Genomic DNA, 14664 nt, shown 5'->3' with positions numbered 1-14664 from the left:
AAAATTGGGTTACTTTTGCAGCCATAAAACGCACCCGCGATGGACTGGCTCCGAACCATACTCGTCGAACACTCGGCCCTGCAGGCCGTGATGGTCATCTCGCTCATCTCGCTCGTCGGCATCGGGCTGGGCAAAATCCGCTTTTTCGGCATTTCGCTCGGAGCGGCGTTCATCTTCTTCGTGGGGATTCTGGCCGGACACTGCGGACTGACGATCGACCCGGCAATGCTGGCCTACGTCGAGAGTTTCGGTCTCGTGCTGTTCGTCTATGCCCTCGGGTTGCAGGTGGGACCCGGTTTCTTCAGCTCGATGCGCGCCGACGGCGTGCGCCTGCTACTCCCCTCCATCGCGGTCATCGCGCTCGGCACCGGAGCCGCCGTAGGGCTGAGCTACGCTTTCGGAATCCCCATGCCCAGCATGTCGGGCATTCTGTGCGGCGCCACGACCAACACCCCGGCCTTGGGTGCCGCCCAGCAGACGCTCCAACTGCTCGGAGAGGAGACCAACGGCGCCGCCTTGGGCTGCGCCCTCACCTACCCGATGGGTGTGGTGGGGGTAATCCTGGCCCTGCTTTTCGTCCGCAGGACATTCGTCCGCCCCTCCGACCTGACGGGCCCCGACGCCGAACACCGCCGCAGCGTCTTCATCGCCAGCTACCGGCTGACCAATCCGGCCCTTTTCGGCAAGAGCCTGCACGACGTGGCGACCGAGAGCCAGCGCCATTTCGTCGTCTCGCGGCTGTGGCGCGACGGGCGCGTTTCGATTCCCACCTCCGACAAGACCCTCGAAAAGGACGACATCGTGCTGGCCATCACCCGGCCCGACGAAGCCGACGCCCTGCGGCTCCTGTTCGGCGAGCAGGAACACAAGGACTGGAACAGCGAAAACATCGACTGGAACTCGGTCGACAACCAGCTCATCTCGCAGCGCATCCTCGTGACGCGGCCCGAAATCAACGGCAAACGGCTGGCGTCGCTGCGCCTGCGCAACAACTACGGCATCAACATCAGCCGTGTCTACCGCTCGGGCGTGCAGCTGCTCGCCACCCCCGACCTGCGGCTTCAGCTGGGCGACCGGCTGACGGTCGTGGGCGAAGCCGAAGCCATCCGCAGCGTCGAAAAGATACTGGGCAACGCGGTGAAAAGCCTCAACGAACCCAACCTCGCGGCGGTTTTCATCGGGCTGTTTCTCGGCCTTGCGCTCGGGAGCATCCCCGTGGCGATACCGGGCATTTCGGTACCCGTCAAGCTGGGGCTCGCGGGCGGTCCGATCATCGTCGGCATTCTGGTCGGCACGTTCGGCCCCCGGCTCCACATGATAACCTACACCACGCAGAGCGCCAACCTGATGCTGCGGGCGCTGGGACTTTCGATGTATTTGGCCTGCCTGGGGCTGGATGCCGGGGCGCACTTCTTCGAGACGGTCATGCGGCCCGAAGGGATGCTGTGGCTCGGCACGGGCGTACTGCTCACCTTCGTACCCGTAGTGCTGGTGGCGCCCCTCGCCCTGCGGCTGTTCCGGCTCGACTACGGTTCGGTGGCCGGACTGCTCTGCGGCAGTATGGCCAACCCGATGGCCCTGGACTACGCCAACGACACCATCGAGGGCGACAACCCGTCGGTCTCCTACGCCACGGTCTACCCCGTCTGCATGTTCCTGCGCGTAATCATCATTCAGATTGTGCTGATGCTGACGCTCTAAGGGCTTCCGCCGCCCGGGTCCATGCGCGGAGGTCGTCGCCCGAGGGCGACTGGAACGCCCGCAGCCCGAACTCGGGCAAAGCGCACAGCATGTGCTCGAAAACGGCCAGCTCCACCTGCACGTAATCGGCGAAATAAATCGACGTGGTATAGAAATAAAGTTCGAGCGGCACGCCCGTATCGGTCGGCGGAAGCATCCGCACGGTCAGTTTCATGTCGCGGCGCGCCGAAGTCTTCTCTTCCAGATAACGCATCATGTAGGCGCGGAAAACCGCCAGATTGGTCTGCCGCAGTCCGTTGACGGAAGGTTCCCCGGCCCCGACACCCTCCGATTCGTTGGCCTTGGCATACTCCTTTTCGGTCCGGTCGATGTAGTCGCCGAGCAGCCGGATCCGGCGGAAACGGTCGAGCATTTCGGGTGTGCAGAACCGGATGGTAGTCATGTCGACGAGCAGCGACAGCTCGATGCGCCGCCCGCCCGAAAGCTGCATCGCATGCCAGTTGACGAACGAATCGCTCACCAGCTGGTAAGGCGGCAGGGTCACTATCGTGTTGTCCCAGTTACGGATTTTGACCGTCGTGAGCGACACCTCCTCCACCGTGCCGTCGGCGCCGAACTTGGGCACCGAAATCCAGTCGCCGACCTTGAGCATGTCGTTGGCCGAGAGCTGGATGCCCGACACGAAGCCCAGGATACTGTCGCGGAATATCAGCATCAGCACCGCCGCCGAGGCGCCCAGGCTGGTCAGCAGCAGCGTCGGCGACTTGTCCATCAGAATCGAAATGACCAGGATGGCGCAGATAAGCAGCGCGATGCCCTGCGCCGTCTGCCGCAGCCCCTTGATGGGCTTGTTCTGCCACGCCGGACGCGTCGCGACGATATGGAACGAAGCATAGATCAGCGCACTGGCAAACCGGAAGACCGAAACGAGGAGATAGACGTTGAGCAGGCGCATCATGACCGTCTGCGCGTGGGATTTCTCGTCGAAGACCACCGGCAGCACCACGTCCAGCAGCACGGCGCTGACGACATGGCAGCCGCATTTGAGCACCCGCGTGCTGAAAAGCGTATCGTCCCACTTGGTCCGCGTACGCTCCACCACCTTGCGCACACCCGGCACGACGGTCCACTGCAACAGGTAATCGACGAGCGTGACGATGAGAAGGACCAGCCCGCAGGCCACCCAGACATCCCAGCTGTCATGGGCCGCCGATTCGACCCCCAGCCCGTCGAGCAGGGCGTCGGTCCATTTTTTCAGAAGATGGCGCATAAAGCGCCGTCGAGCAATTTCCGCGCCGCAAAGGCCGCACGAAAAGAGCCGGAAAAGCCTGTGTTTCGGGAGAAGCGCTCAGCCCCCGGCAGGGCTCAGCGGCGCCGGGAGTTCGGCCGGGCGGAATTCCGGCCGTTCGGGAATCCGTCTCAGAATTTCGGGCCGCCCGAGCGGGGCTGTCCCACCTCGAAGCCCAGCTCGTGCATCCATTCGACCGTAGCCGGATCGACCTGGTCCACGCGGTCGGCCCAACGCCGCTGTGCGACGAGCACCCTGCGGTGCTCCTCGATGCGCCGCTGCAACGGGAACTGCGGATGCCGCAGCGCCTGCCGCGCCTGCCGCTCGGAAGGACGGATGCGGCGGTCGAAGACGTCGGTCTGCGACGGACGCCGCGCCCCCTCCCACCTGAAACCTTTCAGATAGAGCTCCTGCCCGGGCGGCAGCTTGCCGATGGGCGTGATGGAATAATGGGGCTCGGTGTACCAGGCCATGCGGACCACCTGATTCCGGTCGATATAGAAATTGATGCTGCCGCTCTCGACGAAAAAGAGCTCGGTCACCTGCGGCGGCTGGCCGTCCTGGTTGAAATAGAGGGTCCGGGCATTGCCGTTGACGCTGTTGAGCCAGATGGCGTTGTCGCGGAAATAGGCCGTCATCTCCTTGCCGGCGATCTGGTTGTAATAGACGCTGTCGAGCCGGCTGACCATCATCGGACTGCCGACGAACTCGGCCCGTTCGAGCTGCTGATTGCGGGTGAACACATCCATCACCTCGGAGGTAATCTGATTGGTCTCGTTCCACAGCACGGGGTCGATGTAGAAATGCAGCGTCGAATCGGTGCTGACGGCGGTCATCGAATCGCAGACGCTCTGGAAATCGGAACGGTAGATGCGGACGTTGCGGTAGCCCTTGAGCAGGCGGTAGATGCTGTCGTGCGCCGGGGGCAGCGAATCGAGCGTGTCGGCCGGGGCAAACATGGCCGCGCTGTCGATCACCCATTCGTCGTAGAGCAGTCTGAAAAGCGAATCGCGCTCGGCCTGGCTGCGGGCCAGCTGCCGTTCGAGTTCGCGCAGGGCCGCCGAATCCACCGGAATGGGCTTTCCCCTGCGGGCGGCCCGGGCCTGCCGGGCGCGCAGCTTGGATTCGGCCTTGAGCCTGCGGGCCGCCAGCCGCGCCTCCTCGCGCTCTTTCTGCGCCAGCAGTTTGGCCGTAGCCTTGGCCTGCCGTTTGGCCGCGATTTCCTGCAACAACTTTTTCTTGCGGGCCGCGGCCTCTTTCTTACGCATCTCCTTGGCCTTGCGGGCTTCCTCCTTGAGCCGGGCTTTCCGCTCGGCAGGCGTCAGCACCACGCTGTCGGCCACCAACGAATCGACCGCAGGGGCCGCCGCCAGCGAATCGGCCGGAACCTCCTGCCGCAGGGAATCGGTCGTCGGAACCGGCTGCGCCGGCTCCACGCTCGGGCGGCCGTTCCTTTCGTCCGCACCCGGACGGGCGGGCAGCGAATCGCGCACTTCGGCTTTCGTGCCGGCTTCCTCCTTGGGCGTGTCGTCCACCCAAGGCAACGTATACAGGCAAATCGAATCGGCCCGCATGAAGAGCGAATCGCCCTGCGAAAGGTCGTAGCTGACGACCGCCGGACGCCGGGTCAGCAGGGCGTTGCCGGGCTGCTTCCAATATTCGCCGTAATCGCCGAACGCCAGCACCTTGTGCGTGGTGTCGTCGATTTGGATGTCGCGGCGCAGAATCGCGTGGTTCTGCGCCCGGTAGAAGTCGATGCTGTCGCTCCACAGCTCCTGCTCGGCGGTGAGCAGATAACCGTTGCGCGTCACGAGGTAGAGGGTGTCGGCCTTGCGGTATTCGCCGCGGTCGGCATAGAGGTAGTCGCCCCCGCTGCTCCAGATGTGGGTCCGGTCGAAGAAATAGGCGTTGTCGGTGGCCATGTTGTAAACCACCGAATCGCCCGTGAGCTCGTACTCGTCGCTGCGCATTTCGACCTCGTCGACCGCCACCAGCTCCTTGGTGTCGGCATAGTAATAGCCGCGCACCGATTCGAGGATGTTCTCGCGGTTGGTCAGCACTCCGCCGCCTGCGAAAAACCCGACATTGTCCTTGGTATTGAACCGGAACTCGTAGGTATAGAGCGTGGCGTCGCCGTCGACCACCTTGATGATGGGCGAATAGACACGGGCCTCGTTGACCTCGCCGTTGTAGTCGGCCCGGTCGCCGTAGATGTAGGTGGTGTTCTTGTTGATTAGGACGTTGCCGAAGAACTCGATGCGCTTGTCCGAATAGCGCACGGCGCTGTCGCACGTAATGACCGCCCCGTTATGCTGCGCGGCGAAGTTGCCGACCAGGAAGATGACCGAATCGCCCGGAGCCACCGGACCCGAAAGGTCGGACTTGAGGTCGATAATTTTCGGAGCCGACCCCGCGGCCGGCCCCTGCGGCTGCGGCGCAGTCTGCATCCCGCCACCGGCGAAAACGGCCCCGCAGAACGCCGCCCCCCCAAGTATGGCAAACCAGCGGCGCACCTACTTGACCCAGTGTTTGTTCTCGAACTCGCCGTCGCGGAATTCGGGAGCTATGAAGACATACATGGCATCGATCTTCTTGGTGAGCCACTCGCGGAACACCCGGTCCTGCTTGGCCGCGATAGCCATCTCTTCGAGCCGCAGGTAATCCTCCTCGAGCGACGCCTGGTGCGTGGGGATGATTTCGACCAGCTTGACGATTTTGGCCATCTTGTTGCCGAGCATGTCCTCGGTGAGGAACGCGGGCGAGACGCCGCCGGGTTCGAGCTTCATCAGAGCGTTGTAGTCGTCCAGGCTTCGGAAATGGCCGAAATCCTCGCGCAGGAACTTCGTGACCGTGAGCTTGGGATTCGACGCGTTGTAATAGCTCATGATGTCGCTGTTCGACACCACGCCGCCGTTCATCTTCGAGCCCTTGTCGTCGGAGTGGAGCAGCGCGGCCCGCTCGAAGGTAACCGAATCCGAACGTATCTGCCGGGCCAGGCTGTCGAGCTGATCGAGCGACGCGGCCTGCTCCTCGACCGTGTAGATGGGTTTGAGCAGGATATGGCGGAAATGGTAGTAGTCGCCCTGCTTATCGATCATTTGGATGATATGGAACCCGAACTGCGATTCGACCACCTCGGAAATCTGCCCGGGGCGCATCTTCTCCAGCGCGGCGGCGAACGACGAATCCAGCTCGGCCAGCCGCGAGGGGGGCATCTCGCCGCCCCGCATCATGGTGCCGGGGTCGACCGAGTACATGCGGGCCAGGTTCTCGAACTTGGCGTTGCCCGTGATGACGCGGCCGCGCATGTCCAGAAGCCGCTCGCGCGTGCGCTGCTTGGCCTCGGTCATCGACTTGGGAAACTTGGTTATCTGTGCGTAGACGTACTGCTCGGCGATGGTCGGCAGGCTGTCGCGCGACAGCGACTTGTAGTAGCGCTCCACCTCGCCCGGCACGATGGTCACCTTGCTCACGACGGTGCGCTGCATTTCATTGGCGTACTCCTGCTCCTCGTAGCGCTGCCGCATGATCTCGCGGATGGTGAAGACGGGCATGTGGTGCTTGGCTTCGAGCTGTGCAATCGACCCTTCCTCGTCGACCATGCGCTGCACCTGCTCCTCGACGGCCGACACGATGGCGGCGTCGTTGATTTTGACCGAGTCGATCAGCGCCTGGTTGTAGAGCAGCTTGCGGGTCATGAGCGCTTCGAGCGCCTCGCTGCGCGGGTCGCGGTCGGAGGTGTAGCCCTCCTGCCGCCGCTGGCGGACCAGCTGCGCGGCATAATCGTCGACCTCCGAAGCCAGCACCGACGAACCGCCCACCACGGCCACCACCTTGTCGAGCATCACCTGCCGTTTCTGCGCCGCGACGCTCCCTGCGACGAGCAATGCCAGCGCCGCAACCAAGATACCTTTTCTCAACATATTTTTCCGTTCCTAATTCATGCAGCTTTTCCCGCCTCGGCAAAACCCAAGCAAACTCGGCTCCGCACCCGGCTTATCGAAAAGGCCATATTCTCTATTCGTTCTCCGCCGCTTCGTCCTCGGGTTTCTGACGCCCGTAAATCTCCACCTCGCCGCTTTCGAGCGAACGGTTGTAGAGGTCCTCCTCCTGGCGGCGGATGGTCTCGCCCTGCCGCTGGTTGAACAGAATGCGGCGAATCGTGGGCCGCAGCCGCTCCAGCGGAATGGGGTCGCCCGGGCGCCGGACGTCGACGATGCGGAAATAATAGTGCGAATTGTTGTCGCGCATCTCCTGCACCGACGACGAGGAGAGCATCGAATTGTAGTTCTGCGACTTGAGCGTGGGCAGGTAGCTCAGAAACTCCGAAAAGTCGGTCCAGCGGTCGCGGAAGTCGTTGACCATAAGCCCGTTCTTACGGCAGAAAGCCGTGAAGTCGCGCTGGTCGGCATCGGACGGCGAAGCCATCGCCTCGCGCAGGCGGCGGGCCTGCCGGAAGTTCTCGGGGAAGCGGACGATGCGTCCCTTGACCACCGGGTGTTCCAGCTTGAAATCGCCCTTGTGCGAATTGTAATAGGCCGCGATTTCGTCGTCGGTGAAAGTCGTATCGACCCCGTTGTCGACGTAGTGCTGTTCCAGCTTGCGGATCAGCAGTGCCTGCCGGTATTCCTCGACCATCCGGTCGATGTCCTCGACCGAGGAGGAAAAGAGCACTTCGGCCTCCTTGATTTTGAGCTGCTTGCGCACCCACCGATCCACATAGACCTCCAGAAACGCCACGCTGTCGTCGCCCGTGACCCCCGCGGGAACCACCGACTGCACGTTGCTCTGCCGCAGTTCCTTGCCCCCGGCACGCGCGAGCAAGGTGTCCTTGTTCAGGTAGGCAGGCAGTTCCTGACACGCCGCCAGCGCCAGCAGCCCGGCGGCAATCCCTATCTTCTTACGCCAATTCATCATAGTTTCAAGTTGCAAAAATAGGCTTTTTCCCAAACATTAACGCCGGAAAGCCCCGTTTATTACTCCAACACCGGATTTTCCGCCCGGTCCTTGAGCCGCCGCAGCGTCCGCCACACCATCCAGCCCGAAACGAGGGTGACGGCCGCCGCACCTATATAGATACTCCAGTAGAGGGTCCGGTTGCCGATCATGTCGGTCAGCAGCAGGTCGCCGCGCCCGCTCGTCATCATCAGATAGGCGATGCCGTTGTTGAGCGCATGGAGAATCATCGAGGCCCACAGCGAATCGGTGACCATATAAATATAGCCGAGAATCAGTCCGATGATGAAGGCGTTGACCACCAGCATGGGCTGGAGGTGCAGCACCCCGAAAAAGAGCGACGACAGCAACCACGCCGCCACGACGCCGAAACGCGTACGCAGCGACTCCAGCACCAGCCCGCGGCACAGCAGCTCTTCGAGCACCGGAGCCGCCACGACCAGCGTCAGCACGGCCCAAAGACCCGTACCGTAATCGAGGTCGCCCGGAGCCGGCAGCCACGAAAGCAACGGTTCGCAGACCACGCCTGCCGCCATCATGAAGACGAACGCCCACAGCAGCAACACGGGATTCAGCCCCCGGACCGCAAAACGCCCGAGCAGCCCGCCGCCCCCGCGCATACGCCGATACCAGATTACGGCCAGATAGGCCGGGAGCATCGACAGCACATAGGCGAGTGCGGTGAAAATACCCTGCTGTGCAGGATTCAGCCGGCCGGGAACCCAGCCCGCCAAGGTAAATCCGACGGTCAGCACGACCCCGGCAACGACCTGCATGCCCAGCACGATGCCCAGCATGGCGAACAAATCGCCCACACCGGGAAACCGTTTCTTGGGAGCGAGTACCGGAAAGGCTCCTCCGGCCTCCGGCTGTCGGTTTTGGTCAGTCATAAGCAATGCGTTACGAAATTTTGCGACTTCCTTGATTTCCTGCAAAGATAGTCGGGCCGGGGGCAGTTCCGAACCTGTTCGGTTTTTGCCGCGGCGCAGTTTATCTTCTACAAAGGTAATCAATTTTCGGCAACGGTTGCGGATTTCGATTTAATTTCATTAAATTTGTCCGCTTATAAACCCATTGCAACATGGCAAAAGTTATCGCACTGGCCAACCAGAAAGGCGGTGTGGGCAAGACCACCACGGCCATCAATCTGGCGGCTTCGCTGGCCCTCCTGGGGCAGAAAGTATTGCTGCTCGACGCCGATCCGCAGGCCAACGCCACTTCGGGCCTGGGCTTCGACATCAACCTCGAAGGCATCTACGAGTGCATTTCGGGGGCCCGGCAGGCTTCCGAGCTGCTGCTCGAAAGCCCCGACGTGAAGAACCTCTGGCTGCTGCCCTCGTCCATCGACCTGGTGGCCGCCGACGCCGAACTGCCCAAGATGGAGGATGCCCACCACGTGCTCAGGCGCATCGTCGATTCGGTCCGCGACCGCTTCGACTACATCTTCATCGACTGCTCGCCCTCGCTGGGCTACACGACGGTCAACATCCTCACCGCGGCCGACACGGTGCTCATCCCCGTGCAGTGCGAGTACCTGGCGCTCGAAGGGCTCTCCAAGCTGCTGGCCACCATCCGCAAGGTGCAGGGTTCGCTCAACCCCGCGCTCCGCATCGAGGGCTTCCTGCTGACCATGTACATGCGCAACCGGCTCAACAACCAGGTCGTCACCGAGGTCCGCGAGCACTTCGGCGAACTGGCCTACGACACCATCATCCAGCGCAACATCCGGTTGGGCGAGGCGCCCTCGCACGGCAAGCCCGTCATGCTGTACGACGCCACGGCCATCGGCTCGGAAAACTACCTCAGCCTGGCCCGCGAGTTCCTCAAACGCAACAAGAACAACGGCTAAAACGTTATAGCAACCCCATGAAACAGCAAAAAGGATTGGGCCGCGGCCTGGACGCCATCTTCGGCGCCGACGCCCTCGACGCCCGCGTCAAGCCCATGAGCCGGATGGCCGAAATCGACATTGCCGACATCATCCCCAACCCCACGCAGCCGCGCACGCAGTTCGACGAGGAGGCGCTCGACGAACTGGCCGATTCGATCCGCCAGTTGGGCGTCATCCAGCCCGTCACGGTCAAGAAGTCCGACAACGGCAAATATATCATCATCAGCGGCGAACGCCGCTGGCGCGCGGCCCAGCGTGCCGACCTCCGGACCCTGCCCGCCTACATCCGCGAGGTCGACGACGAAAATCTCCACGCCATGGCCCTCGTCGAGAACATCCAGCGGCAGGACCTCAACGCCATCGAAATCGCCCTCGGCATGCAGCGGCTCATCGACGAATGCCACCTCACGCAGGACGCCCTTTCGGAAAAGGTCGGCAAGAAGCGTTCGTCGGTCTCCAACTACCTGCGGCTGCTGAAGCTCCCCGACGAAGTGCAGCTGGCACTCAAGGAGGGGCTGATTTCCATGGGCCACGCCAAGGCCATCGCCGGAGCCCCCGCCGAGGAGCAGGTGCGCATGCTGAAAAAGTGCGTCAAGAAAGCCCTTTCGGTACGGCAGGCCGAAGAACTCGTCCGCGCGCTCACCGAGCAGCCCGCCACGGCCGCGGCCAATGCCGACGACGAGGAGTACCCCGAAACCTATTCGCGGCTCGTCGAGCAACTCGAAAAATTCTTCTCGCAGGAGATTTCCATCAAGCGCTCGAAGAACGGCGGCGGCAAGATTACCATCGGATTCGCCGACGACAAGGACATCGAGCGTTTCATCGAACGTTTTTCCGCCCGCTCCTGAGCCCATGGCCCGAATCCGGTTCCGACTGCTCCTCCTGCTGGCCGCACTGGCCCTGTGGACGCCCGCCGACGCCCAGCTGCGCCGCGGTGCCCGCACCGTCGTGCGCGGAGGAACGATGCCACGGACCGATTCGCTGAAGCTCAGGGCCGATTCGCTCGCCGACGCGGCCTTTGCCGCCGAACTCGATTCGCTGTTCGACGCCGAGTTCCGGGCCGATTCGATCCGGCTGACCGAACTGCGCACCGACGACCTGTTCACGCTCGATTCCATCGCCGCCGCACGGATCGCATCGGGCGGTGCGTTCGCGGAAGCCGGCGCCGAAAAGACCGATACCGCCGGGCTCCCGGCCCGTCCCTATCGCAAGGGGTGGTTCATGAGCGATTCCATGTCGCTCTCCAAGGTATGCTGGCTCTCGACCGTCCTGCCGGGCTACGGCCAGGTCTACAACAAACAATATTGGAAACTGCCCATCCTCTACGGCACCGTCGGCACGGGGCTGGCCCTTTTCTTCCACGAAAACAGCACCTACCGGCCGCTCAAACGCCAGTACGACGCGCTGACCGACCGGGGCCTGAGCCGCACGCCCGAGCTCAACGCCCTGCAATCGAAGATGATTCGCAGCAACACCCGGCGGCAGGTGTACCTGGGTCTTACCATCGCCTCCTACGTCTATTTCATCGGCGACGCGGCGGTCAACTACTCCACCAACGACGTTTCGCACGTCAAGAAAGCCACGACGCTGGCCTGCATCTTCCCCGGCGCCGGACAAATCTACAACAAAAGCTACTGGAAGGTGCCTTTCGTCGTGGGCGGCTTCGCCTCGCTGATTTACTGCATCGACTGGAACAACCGCGGCTACCAGCGTTTCAAGAAGGCCTACAACCTCATCAGCGACTACGACGCCCACCCCGAGAACTACCCCGACGGCCCGACCGACGAGTTCCACGGCCGCTATTCGGCGTCGTTCATCCTCAACCTGCGCAACAACTACCGGCGCAACCGCGACCTCTGCATCATCATCACGGGGGCGCTCTATGCGCTTCAGATCATCGACGCCCACGTCGACGCCCATCTGAAGGACTACGATATTTCGGACGACCTCTCCATGAACCTCGAACCGCTCGTGGACTACGCCTACGTGCCCGGGGCCGGAGGCAACCGACCCGTTTTCGGATTCAACATGAGCCTTAAATTCTGATCATGAAAAGACTGACCGTACTGCTGCTGTTCTGCCTGTGTGCCGCACAGGCCTCCGCCCTCGACCGCAAGCCGCGCAACCTCCGCCCTGCTGCGCAGGCCGCCGAGACCGAGACCGGAGCCGAGGAATGGCAGCTCGAAGAACCCGTACAGCCCCAAAGCACTCCCCAGGCCGCCGAAACCGCGGCCGACAGCACCCCGGAGCCCGAACCCGCCTGCGTGATTCCGGAGCTCTCCGCCGAGCAGGTCGATTCGCTCGTGGCCGAATGGCGCGAACGGCAACGCAGCGAGGCGTTCCGCGAATTCTTCAACACCTATGTGCTGGTCGATTCGCTCCCCGCCGAAAGCAGCGTCCCCGATTCGGTCTACACCGGACGCCTGCGGGCCCTCGCATCGCCCATCCAGCTCCCCTACAACAGCATCGTGAGGAGCTACATCAACCGCTACGTCGCATCCGGAGGTTCGACCATCGGCCGCATCCTCGGCATGTCGCAATACTATTTCCCGCTCATCGAGGACGAACTCATCAAGGAAGGGCTGCCCGTCGAACTGCGCGCCCTGCCCATCATCGAATCGGGACTTTCGTCCACGGCCATTTCCCACGCCGGAGCCGCCGGGCTGTGGCAGTTCATGCCCTCCACCGGACGCAGCTACGGGCTCGAAGTCAATTCGCTGGTCGACGAACGCTGCGACCCCATCCTTTCGACCAAGGCCGCCTGCCGCTATCTGAAAGACCTCTACCGCATCTACAAGGAGTGGTCGCTGGCCATCGCGGCCTACAACTGCGGTCCCGGCAACGTCAACAAGGCGCTGGCCCGTGCGGGCGGAGAGAGCCGTTCGTTCTGGGACATCTACGACTTTCTGCCGCGCGAGACCCGCGGCTACGTTCCGGCGTTCATCGGCGCCTCCTACGCCTATTCCTACCACCGCAACCACGGCATCGAGCCCGAAGCGGCCCCCATTCCGCTGTCGGTCGACACGATTCGCATCAACCGCCTGATGCACCTCGAACAGATCGCGTCGACAATCGACATCCCGATGGAAACCCTGCGCCAGCTCAATCCGCAGTACAAGCTCGACATCATCCCCGCCACGACCAAGACCTACACGCTCGTTCTGCCGCAGCGCAAGGTGGCCCAGTATATCGCCCACGAGCAGGAAATCATGGCCAAGGACTCCACCTACCTCAAGGAGTACATCAACCCGGCCAACATCGACAAGAAGCGCGCGGAGATGGGCAACACCATCCACACGGTCCGCAGCGGCGAAACCCTCAGCGGCATCGCCCACAAATACCACATTTCCACGGCCCAAATCATGCGTTCCAACAAGCTCAAGAACGCCAATAGGCTGCGCATCGGCCAGAAACTCATCATCGAGCGGCGCTGACCATGACACGCGGGGAGCCCACCATCGTCGCCCCGGCCACCGCGGCGGGCGGAGCCATCGCCGTCGTCCGGTTCAGCGGCCCCGATGCACTGACGCTCTGCGACCGGCTGTTCCGGGGAACCGCTCCCCTTTCCCAAGCCCAGGGCTACACCGTCCACTACGGACGCATCATGGACGGCGAACGGACCATCGACGACGTGCTCGCTACCGTCTTCCGCGCGCCGCATTCCTACACCGGGGAGGATTCGGTCGAAATTTCCTGCCACGGCTCCGCCTACATCGTCTCCGAAATCCTGCGGCTCGCACAAGCTGCCGGAGCCCGCATGGCCGAGCCCGGCGAGTTCACCATCCGCGCCTACCTGGCCGGAAAACTCGATTTGTCGCAGGCCGAAGCGGTCGCCGACCTCATCGCCTCCTCGTCGCGTGCAGCCCATGCACTCGCCACCGGACAGATGCGCGGCGGCTACTCCGCCGCCCTCGAAGGCCTGCGCCAAAAATTGCTCGACCTCGCGTCGCTGTTGGAGCTGGAGCTGGATTTTTCGGAAGAAGACGTCGAATTCGCCGACCGCGAAGAACTGCGCCGAACGATGGAAAGCATCCGCCGCGAAACCGACACGCTGCGCAATTCGTTCTCGCTCGGCAACGCCCTCAAAGAGGGGGTCGCCGTGGCCATCGCCGGAGCGCCCAACGCAGGCAAATCCACCCTGCTGAACCGACTGCTGCACGACGACCGGGCGCTGGTCTCCGACATCGCAGGCACCACGCGCGACGTCATCGAGGAGCAGGCCAACATCGACGGCGTGGTGTTCCGGTTCCTCGACACGGCAGGCATCCGCACCACCGACGACCGGCTCGAACAGATGGGCATCGAACGCACTCTCGCAAGCATCGCCCGAGCCCGTATCGTCATCCATCTGATCGACGCAACTACCATTAAAGGGGCGATTCCCGCCCCCGATTTCCCGCTCCGCGAAGACCAGACCCTCCTCACCGTCATCAACAAAACCGACGCCGCTCCGACGCTCGTTCTGCCCGACAACGTTATCGGCATTTCCGCCCTCAGCGGCTCCGGGGCCGACATGTTATGCCGCGCGCTCCGCAGCGCCGTCGACACCGAGGGGCTTTTCCACGGCGATACCGTCGTTTCCAACAGCCGCCATTTCCAAGCTCTCAGCGAGGCTTCAGCCGCTCTCGACCGCGCCCTCCTCGGGCTCCAATCCGCTCTCCCCTCCGACCTCCTCGCCGAGGAAATCCGATCCGTCATCCGCGCCCTCTCGTCCATCACCGGCATCGGCGCCATCATCCCCGACAACATCCTCTCCAACATCTTCTCTAAGTTCTGCATCGGAAAGTAACCCAATAAAACAAATACGAATAAATATCGAAATAAAATT

11 protein-coding genes are annotated in these 14664 nt (G+C 62.7%); 6 read left to right on the top strand and 5 right to left on the bottom strand.

Going from position 1 to position 14664, the window contains the following annotated elements; all coding sequences use genetic code 11:
• Positions 1-39 precede the first annotated feature (39 nt).
• Complete coding sequence (locus NFR47_RS04000; protein ID WP_251214295.1) at positions 40-1701, top strand: putative transporter; 1662 nt, start codon at positions 40-42, stop codon at positions 1699-1701.
• On the opposite strand, the gene NFR47_RS03995 is transcribed toward NFR47_RS04000, so the two are convergent.
• The 5 genes from NFR47_RS03995 to NFR47_RS03975 form a co-directional block, all read right to left on the bottom strand.
• The gene (locus tag NFR47_RS03995) at positions 1670-2971 is read right to left on the bottom strand and encodes a mechanosensitive ion channel family protein (protein WP_251214294.1); all 1302 of its coding nucleotides are present in this window, start codon (positions 2969-2971) and stop codon (positions 1670-1672) included. The two genes, NFR47_RS04000 and NFR47_RS03995, sit on opposite strands and share 32 nt — an antisense overlap.
• Positions 2972-3120: 149 nt before the next feature.
• Positions 3121-5502 (bottom strand): OstA-like protein, encoded by a 2382-nt coding sequence (locus NFR47_RS03990; protein ID WP_251214293.1) that lies wholly within the window; start codon positions 5500-5502, stop codon positions 3121-3123.
• Positions 5503-6912 (bottom strand): peptidylprolyl isomerase, encoded by a 1410-nt coding sequence (locus NFR47_RS03985; RefSeq protein WP_251214292.1) that lies wholly within the window; start codon positions 6910-6912, stop codon positions 5503-5505.
• A gap of 94 nt (positions 6913-7006) precedes the next feature.
• Positions 7007-7906, bottom strand: coding sequence for a hypothetical protein (locus NFR47_RS03980; protein ID WP_321571061.1), 900 nt, complete (start codon positions 7904-7906; stop codon positions 7007-7009).
• Positions 7907-7965: 59 nt separating this feature from the next.
• Entirely contained in the window at positions 7966-8835 is an 870-nt protein-coding gene (locus NFR47_RS03975; RefSeq protein ID WP_251214291.1) for a CPBP family intramembrane glutamic endopeptidase, read from the bottom strand.
• A gap of 191 nt (positions 8836-9026) precedes the next feature.
• Between NFR47_RS03975 and NFR47_RS03970 the strand changes: the two genes are divergently transcribed.
• Genes NFR47_RS03970 through mnmE form a run of 5 tightly spaced genes read left to right on the top strand, consistent with a single transcriptional unit; the run spans position 9027 to position 14625 of the window.
• Entirely contained in the window at positions 9027-9794 is a 768-nt protein-coding gene (locus NFR47_RS03970) for a ParA family protein (protein ID WP_251214290.1), read from the top strand.
• Positions 9795-9811: 17 nt separating this feature from the next.
• Positions 9812-10684 carry a ParB/RepB/Spo0J family partition protein gene (locus NFR47_RS03965; RefSeq protein ID WP_251214289.1) on the top strand — a complete coding sequence of 291 codons (873 nt, stop codon included), beginning with the start codon at positions 9812-9814 and terminating at the stop codon, positions 10682-10684.
• Positions 10685-10688: 4 nt separating this feature from the next.
• Positions 10689-11882, top strand: coding sequence for a DUF5683 domain-containing protein (locus tag NFR47_RS03960; RefSeq protein ID WP_251214288.1), 1194 nt, complete (start codon positions 10689-10691; stop codon positions 11880-11882).
• A gap of 2 nt (positions 11883-11884) precedes the next feature.
• On the top strand, positions 11885-13270 hold the full coding sequence (locus NFR47_RS03955) for a lytic transglycosylase domain-containing protein (RefSeq protein ID WP_251214287.1): 1386 nt from the start codon (positions 11885-11887) through the stop codon (positions 13268-13270).
• Positions 13271-13272: 2 nt separating this feature from the next.
• A complete protein-coding gene (gene mnmE, locus NFR47_RS03950) occupies positions 13273-14625 on the top strand; it encodes a tRNA uridine-5-carboxymethylaminomethyl(34) synthesis GTPase MnmE (protein WP_251214286.1) in 1353 nt (450 codons plus the stop codon).
• Positions 14626-14664: the final 39 nt, after the last annotated feature.

The organism is Alistipes muris, from assembly GCF_943193205.1.
GTDB lineage: Bacteria > Bacteroidota > Bacteroidia > Bacteroidales > Rikenellaceae > Alistipes > Alistipes muris.
Note: the sequence above shows the minus strand (reverse complement) of the source record. Positions and strands in the feature narration are given on the sequence as shown.

Coding starts and splice junctions, on each gene's coding strand:
- NFR47_RS03960 (WP_251214288.1), top strand. CDS start 10,689: ATGGCCCGAATCCGGTTCCGACTGCTCCTCCTGCTGGCCGCACTGGCC.
- mnmE (WP_251214286.1), top strand. CDS start 13,273: ATGACACGCGGGGAGCCCACCATCGTCGCCCCGGCCACCGCGGCGGGC.
- NFR47_RS03995 (WP_251214294.1), bottom strand. CDS start 2,971: ATGCGCCATCTTCTGAAAAAATGGACCGACGCCCTGCTCGACGGGCTG.
- NFR47_RS03965 (WP_251214289.1), top strand. CDS start 9,812: ATGAAACAGCAAAAAGGATTGGGCCGCGGCCTGGACGCCATCTTCGGC.
- NFR47_RS03980 (WP_321571061.1), bottom strand. CDS start 7,906: ATGATGAATTGGCGTAAGAAGATAGGGATTGCCGCCGGGCTGCTGGCG.
- NFR47_RS03975 (WP_251214291.1), bottom strand. CDS start 8,835: ATGACTGACCAAAACCGACAGCCGGAGGCCGGAGGAGCCTTTCCGGTA.
- NFR47_RS04000 (WP_251214295.1), top strand. CDS start 40: ATGGACTGGCTCCGAACCATACTCGTCGAACACTCGGCCCTGCAGGCC.
- NFR47_RS03985 (WP_251214292.1), bottom strand. CDS start 6,912: ATGTTGAGAAAAGGTATCTTGGTTGCGGCGCTGGCATTGCTCGTCGCA.
- NFR47_RS03970 (WP_251214290.1), top strand. CDS start 9,027: ATGGCAAAAGTTATCGCACTGGCCAACCAGAAAGGCGGTGTGGGCAAG.
- NFR47_RS03955 (WP_251214287.1), top strand. CDS start 11,885: ATGAAAAGACTGACCGTACTGCTGCTGTTCTGCCTGTGTGCCGCACAG.